Consider the following 6,076-nt stretch of genomic DNA (forward strand, 5'->3'; position numbering starts at 1 on the left):
ATGTTTGGATTTACTACCATTGCGATAGTTAGGATTAGAACTTCTTTCTGATTTGCTATAGCCTAAATGATCATCCATTTCAGATTCCATCATACTTTTAATAGTACCTCCAAGCAAATCTCTCAAAGCATCTTGAATATCTTCTGCTGTTTCGATATCATACTCTTCAATTAAACTTGCAATAATGTTTTTCTTCCCTTCGGTCAATGGACCAACTTTGTACACATTTTTCTTTGCCATAAAAATAGCCTCCTATAATAATTTGATTTTATCATAGAAAGCTATATAGTTTTAATATTTTACAGACTTTTTTTCACAGTCTCAAATAAAATATAAATTTACTCGTAAACATATATCATAATTTAATTTTAATTAATATTCTTAGAAACTTTTGTATAGTTAAAGTCATATGACACGCAGAAATCATGTCATACTTTCACACGCTTTGTAAACTCAACAGGCTTAAAATTAAAAGATGGCTGCATCAGCAGCCATTTAATTATATTTTTTCTTTAATTAATCCATTACGATATGAATAAAGAAGTTTTTTCAGATTATCAATTTTTTCTTGTATCATCTTTCCTGTATCAGTTGATTTTATTAAAATTCGTTCTGTAATATCTTCTTTAGCAACCATTGTGGAATGAATATCTTTTTCTTGTTCTACTGCAATATGCGCAGATTCAAAGGGTTCATGAGATGCTAGTATAAATCCATATGAATTATAAATCAATGAGTACCCTGCGATGCCTGTTTTCTTTTGATATGGCTTTGCAAATCCGCCGTCTATTACAAATACTCTTCCACCTGCATGTAAAGGACTGGTACCCTTATTTACTGGCATATGTCCATTTATAATACGCGCTACTCCTTTAGTCAAACCAAATTCTTCCACGATTTTATCCACTATCTTTTCATTATTTATTAAAGAATAGTATGGATTTTTAGCTTCATGCCAAGTGGATTCATCATCAATAAAACATCTTTCAAAAGTAGTTATCTTTTTCTTACCAAAAAGCGGTGATTTATAACCACACCATAAATACCAGAAAAAGTCTATTCCACGTTCTTTTTCTTTTGATCCTTCTTCACCAAAATAGCCTTGTCTTACAATCCTTTCGGCATAATCAAACCATTCTTTACCTTTTACCACCCTATCACTTGTTTTGACCTCAGAAAATTCGCCGCTGCTTTCAAGGGGTATACACCCATGGAATAACAGATTATCATTATATGTGCTGTAAATACTTCCTTTAGAAAATAAAAACTGTACGTGTTTCTGCAATGTTTCACTTTCAAGAAATGCGGCAGTCAATCTTTCCATAACGGCTTCTTCTGTTTCTGTCAGCTTATATGGATCCTCTGGATCTATTGTAGGAAAATATTTATTGTTCAGCTCATATACCTTTCCATCTATTTCAACTGTAAAATTTTTATAATCAATTTTATGAAGTAATCTTAATGCATCCATCTCATAACAAGTATGCTTTTCTATTAATTGACCCTCTAATTTAAATTGAATAATAGCAATTGCCTTATTAATCTTAGCAAGAGAATTAACATCTGATGCATATAAAGCATCCTTTTTGCTCACCTTAGGCTTGAAATTAGGACATGTATCATCTGCATAAGTACTTAAAGCAAATGTGACAAGGGGACGAATACTTATCCCATATCCAACCTCTAATGTATGTAAATTGTCATACCTTGTACATATACGAATTATGTTTGCAATACAGGACATATTTCCTGCTGCTCCGCCCATCCAAAGGATATCATGATTACCCCATTGTATATCCAAGCTGTGGTGCTTCATTAATGCATCCATAACTATATCGCCACCAGGACCTCTGTCATATATATCTCCCAAAATATGTAATCTGTTTACAGACACTCTTGAAATTAGTTCTGACATTTTTATAATGAAATCATCCGCGGCGCTTATTTCAATAATACTATCTATAATACTTTCTTGATATTTTGTCTTATTTTCATGACTTGGGGCTCCATAAAGCAATTCTTCTATTATATATCCATACTCCTTTGGAGTCTGCTTTCTTACATGAGAACGAGTATATTTAAAGGTTACTTTTTTACAAAGCTCTATTAAACGACATAATGTTTTTCTGTAAAAATCCTCTAAATTAGGTTCTGTCTGTTTAATAATCTCCAGTTTTTGTTCTGGATAATAAATTAATGTAGCAAGAGATTTTCTTTCTGCTTCACTAACAGTATCTTGAAACAACTCATCAATCTTTAATTTAATAACACCTGAAGCGTTTTTTAATATATGAAGAAAAGATTCGTACTCTCCATGAATATCACTGATAAAATGCTCAGTTCCTTTAGGTAAATTCTGAATTGCCATTAGATTAATTATTTCAGTACTGGCCTCACCAATGGTTCTGTAACTATCAGAAAGCAGTTCAAGATATTTTAAATCACTTTCACTAATTTGCATTATTTTTTCCTTTCTACTTTTTGGTATGCAATATTTTTACTTATTTGGAGCCAAAAGCACCCTTTATATTTTATCATGCAAAACAAAATAATGCCACTTTAACTTAATCATTTCGTTATATTTACTGCATAATAAAATGCCAACTATTATTTAAATCATTAAATCCTTAGCTGGCTTTTTTATAATAGAACTATATCTGCAATTTTTTTATTTATTATAAGGTTCCTTCGTTTCTTCTAGTTGGAAATACTTATCATAATTACTATCAATCCAACCGATTGCTTCCTTTGCACATTCTTTATACGCATCATGCTTATTTAATTTGTCCATAATGCTTACACGTGCTTTCTCTTCACCTAAATCCGGATCTCCAACAAGCATATGAAAAATTGCTGCTTCAAATTTTTTATTCAAACGTTTAATTTCTATAAGTGCTCTTTTCCCATTCCTTAAAAGAATATTCATTGTTCCATCATTTAATGTCTCTATTCTTAATATATTCTTATAATCATCCATTACTTAATACCTCCATTTATATTAAATTATATACCTACTAAAAGTCTAAAGCAAACAATAATTAGAGATTTCTAACTATACGATTTTAAAGATTGAATTATTTTTTGGAATAAAAAAATACTCACCTTTATACAGATTTAAAATGCTTTCATTTTTTTAACATCTATTGTTAAAATCTAAATGATAGTAGTTTATGCCTTTTGGTTAAAATCAGTAATATCAAAATAGAAATGGTAATTTATAAGATAAAAAAACATACCTTCTTTTTAATGAAAGTATTTTTAATGTTATAATTGTAAGTTGATATTTCTTACTAAATAAAAATTAGGTAATAATTTAAACTATTACCTAACTCTAACTACTTTTTATATACTTATTATTATATAATTTTATTCGACTTCTTTATTTGAATTATTTTTTCTTGATTTTTTATATATTTCAGTTGTTTGGTCTGATGTTACTTTTTCTTTTTCTTCAGTGACATTTTTTTTAAGTTGTTCATTATTCATAATAAATCACCTCCTAAGGAGATTTTGTCCAAAAGTAACATATTTATGTAAATATAAATTTTACTTTCAAATATACTTTTTATATTTTAACCTGTTTTTATATATTTTTATTTCATGCATTTCAATATTTCTGCTTAATTTTATCAATTTATCAGAAGTTAATAATTCCCCGTTTTCAATTAACTTATTACCATTTCTTTTTTTTCTTTCGATTACCCACCAATGCCATTCATTACTGATTCTTAACACTTTAAGCTTTATATCTCTTAACATAAAAATCCCTCCTCCAACATAACACCTTGTTGAAATTTACATATATTTTATACTATTGTTATGTCGAAATGTGACGTAATCAGTCTGCTAAAGCAAATTTTTACATAAAAATGTTAAATTTAATAAAAATAACTTTTTATTGTTTTATAATAATAAAATATTTTATATGTTATTTATTTTATAAATTTCAAAAAAATAATAAATATATTAATTTTTACTATTATTTATTTCTTCTAGTTTTGCTCCGCACATAGGGCAATAATTTGTTTTTAATCTAACTTTTCTTAAATTAACTTTTTCATTAGGAACATATATACATGGAATTTCAGCGATATATTCATCGTTATATTCAACAAAGACCTTATCTGAAGCTTTAAATTGATCTTTTATGCAATTACAAGTAAACTTTTTCATTACTAAACCTCTCTTTTTTTATTTATTATGATTTAATTTAATAGAATTTATACTCTGATATGGTATATACTGTATATTTTTTTATAAGCTTTATAATTTTAATGTATTAAATTTTCTTAATATGGAACGCAGCAAAAATGATAGACTAATAAAAATTTAAAGTTTTTATAATTTATTAACACAATTCATATTTTTATCATATATTAAACTATACCTGCTACGAAACAAACGTAGCTATCCTTTAGGTTATTATAATAAAGTTTTCTATAATGTTTTCAATGCGCTCATTAATAATGGGCGCTTTTTTAAATTACTAAATCAAAAATTTTATATTCATTATATTGATAAGCAGCTTAATAATTAGGATTCTGTAAATATTCAATTACATCTTTTAATATACTGCGCAATTTATACTTTTGTTCTTATTTCCTAAATTAGGTTGTAATTAGCAAAGGTAATCCCATAAATGTGATTTCTCTATTCTTATATACATATTTACGTAAAATAAGACGAGCCTTTTAAAGCTCGCCTTACTCTTTATTAAATTACATCTATATATCTTAATTATTATTTATTCTTAGCTTCTTCTATCAATTTTTCGAAAGCTCTTCTCATATCGTCACTCATAATTATATTACTAGGAACGGACAATTCTTGTGTTTGCAAATCACTATTATCAAATTCTTTTGTTGAAATAGTATCAATAGCACAATTTGGTATGATACTATAATATATTTTATCATCATAACATAAGCTTTCAATTATAAGATCACAATTGGCTATTAATTCAATCTTTGGATCATCTAGATAAGGTAATACACAATACCATAAATACCATGCATACAAAGCTGTAAGCCAACCATCTTTTAATTGAACCCCAAACCAAGGTAAAAATGGTCCAAAATAATTAAATCTTTCTTTTACAGCCTCTAGAATATCACATGAACAGCAACATTCTTTTTCTAAAGTTGGAATCTTCATTATTCGCCTGATCTTTTTATCGTCTTCAATTTGACAACTTTCTGCTATAGCCCAAATTATATTACAAATAGGGATTACATACTCTGTTTCATTGTTATAATCATCTAGTGCAAGATAAACCAAATTATCCTTTATATCACGAATATACCCATAATGGAAACCATCACTCAGACTAAAGTATGGGAAATAAGTGTGATGAGTAAAAATCCAAACTTTAGACTGATTTTTTTGGAAAATTTTTAAGATAAATTCTAATTTTTTTGTATCACAGCAGCAACCATATTTTTTCTTTTTTTCATCATCTTTGCAATATTTTTTTTCATAATCTTTACCATAATTTTTTTCATAATCTTTACCATTTAGAAATACATTTACACGATTACAGTTTTGATTTTCGTTATTATTATCGTTATTGCCATCATTATTGCTATCATTATCAAAATTATCTCTATCCGGACATTCTCTTCTGCGATAACAATGATCTTTAACCCAATATTCATCACTGTTACAACCTTGAATATTATCAAAATTATATCTCATTTAAAAAGCCCCTTATTAAAAATTAAAGCATAAAATTATACTTTGTTTATAATATTTAAATAATATACAAGATGTTACATAATAATATATAATTATTAGATATATTTATCTAATAACAAAAATAGCCGGATTTGAACCGACCCCCAAAAGTTAGACCTAAGAATCTAACGATTGGGAGGTCGGTATTTTCATGGCAAAATATAGTTATGAATTTAAGAAAAAAGTAGTTATTGCCTATATTAGAGGTGAAGGTGGTACCAGATATCTAGCAAAAAAATTTGATATAGCACATAAATCTTCAATTGAAATATGGGTAAAGAATTATAAAGAGTTTGGAGACGAGGGCTTACTTCGTTCCAGAAAAAATGATATATACCCTTTC

At 27.4% G+C, this 6,076-nt stretch carries 7 protein-coding genes; 1 reads left to right on the forward strand and 6 read right to left on the reverse strand.

The window, feature by feature from the left end:
• From K292_RS0112610 to K292_RS0112640, 6 genes are all read right to left on the reverse strand, one after another.
• Window positions 1–240, reverse strand: a 240-nt coding sequence (locus tag K292_RS0112610; protein WP_037373207.1) for a transposase, incomplete at its 3' end; no start/stop codon positions are given.
• Window positions 241–499: 259 nt separating this feature from the next.
• Window positions 500–2,461 carry a fructose-bisphosphatase class III gene (locus K292_RS0112615; protein ID WP_037373211.1) on the reverse strand — a complete coding sequence of 654 codons (1,962 nt, stop codon included), beginning with the start codon at window positions 2,459–2,461 and terminating at the stop codon, window positions 500–502.
• Between the two features lie 207 nt (window positions 2,462–2,668).
• Window positions 2,669–2,977, reverse strand: coding sequence for a hypothetical protein (locus tag K292_RS0112620; RefSeq protein WP_027400121.1), 309 nt, complete (start codon window positions 2,975–2,977; stop codon window positions 2,669–2,671).
• A 575-nt stretch (window positions 2,978–3,552) separates the two neighbouring features.
• Window positions 3,553–3,759 (reverse strand): hypothetical protein, encoded by a 207-nt coding sequence (locus tag K292_RS0112630; protein ID WP_027400122.1) that lies wholly within the window; start codon window positions 3,757–3,759, stop codon window positions 3,553–3,555.
• Window positions 3,760–3,966: 207 nt separating this feature from the next.
• Complete coding sequence (locus K292_RS0112635) at window positions 3,967–4,173, reverse strand: hypothetical protein (RefSeq protein ID WP_027400123.1); 207 nt, start codon at window positions 4,171–4,173, stop codon at window positions 3,967–3,969.
• A gap of 567 nt (window positions 4,174–4,740) precedes the next feature.
• Window positions 4,741–5,694: a hypothetical protein gene (locus tag K292_RS0112640; protein WP_027400124.1), complete on the reverse strand. Its 954-nt coding sequence runs from the start codon at window positions 5,692–5,694 to the stop codon at window positions 4,741–4,743.
• A 190-nt stretch (window positions 5,695–5,884) separates the two neighbouring features.
• Between K292_RS0112640 and K292_RS0112645 the strand changes: the two genes are divergently transcribed.
• Window positions 5,885–6,076: helix-turn-helix domain-containing protein (locus K292_RS0112645; protein WP_027399652.1), on the forward strand; the 192-nt coding region annotated here is incomplete at its 3' end.

It is taken from the genome of Anaerovorax odorimutans DSM 5092 (genome assembly GCF_000426305.1).
Classification (GTDB): Bacteria; Bacillota; Clostridia; order Peptostreptococcales; family Anaerovoracaceae; genus Anaerovorax; species Anaerovorax odorimutans.

What these genes read in the sequence shown, in the direction of transcription:
- K292_RS0112615 (WP_037373211.1), bottom strand. Translation starts at nt 2,461, where the DNA reads ATGCAAATTAGTGAAAGTGATTTAAAATATCTTGAACTGCTTTCTGAT.
- K292_RS0112620 (WP_027400121.1), bottom strand. Translation starts at nt 2,977, where the DNA reads ATGGATGATTATAAGAATATATTAAGAATAGAGACATTAAATGATGGA.
- K292_RS0112630 (WP_027400122.1), bottom strand. Translation starts at nt 3,759, where the DNA reads ATGTTAAGAGATATAAAGCTTAAAGTGTTAAGAATCAGTAATGAATGG.
- K292_RS0112635 (WP_027400123.1), bottom strand. Translation starts at nt 4,173, where the DNA reads ATGAAAAAGTTTACTTGTAATTGCATAAAAGATCAATTTAAAGCTTCA.
- K292_RS0112640 (WP_027400124.1), bottom strand. Translation starts at nt 5,694, where the DNA reads ATGAGATATAATTTTGATAATATTCAAGGTTGTAACAGTGATGAATAT.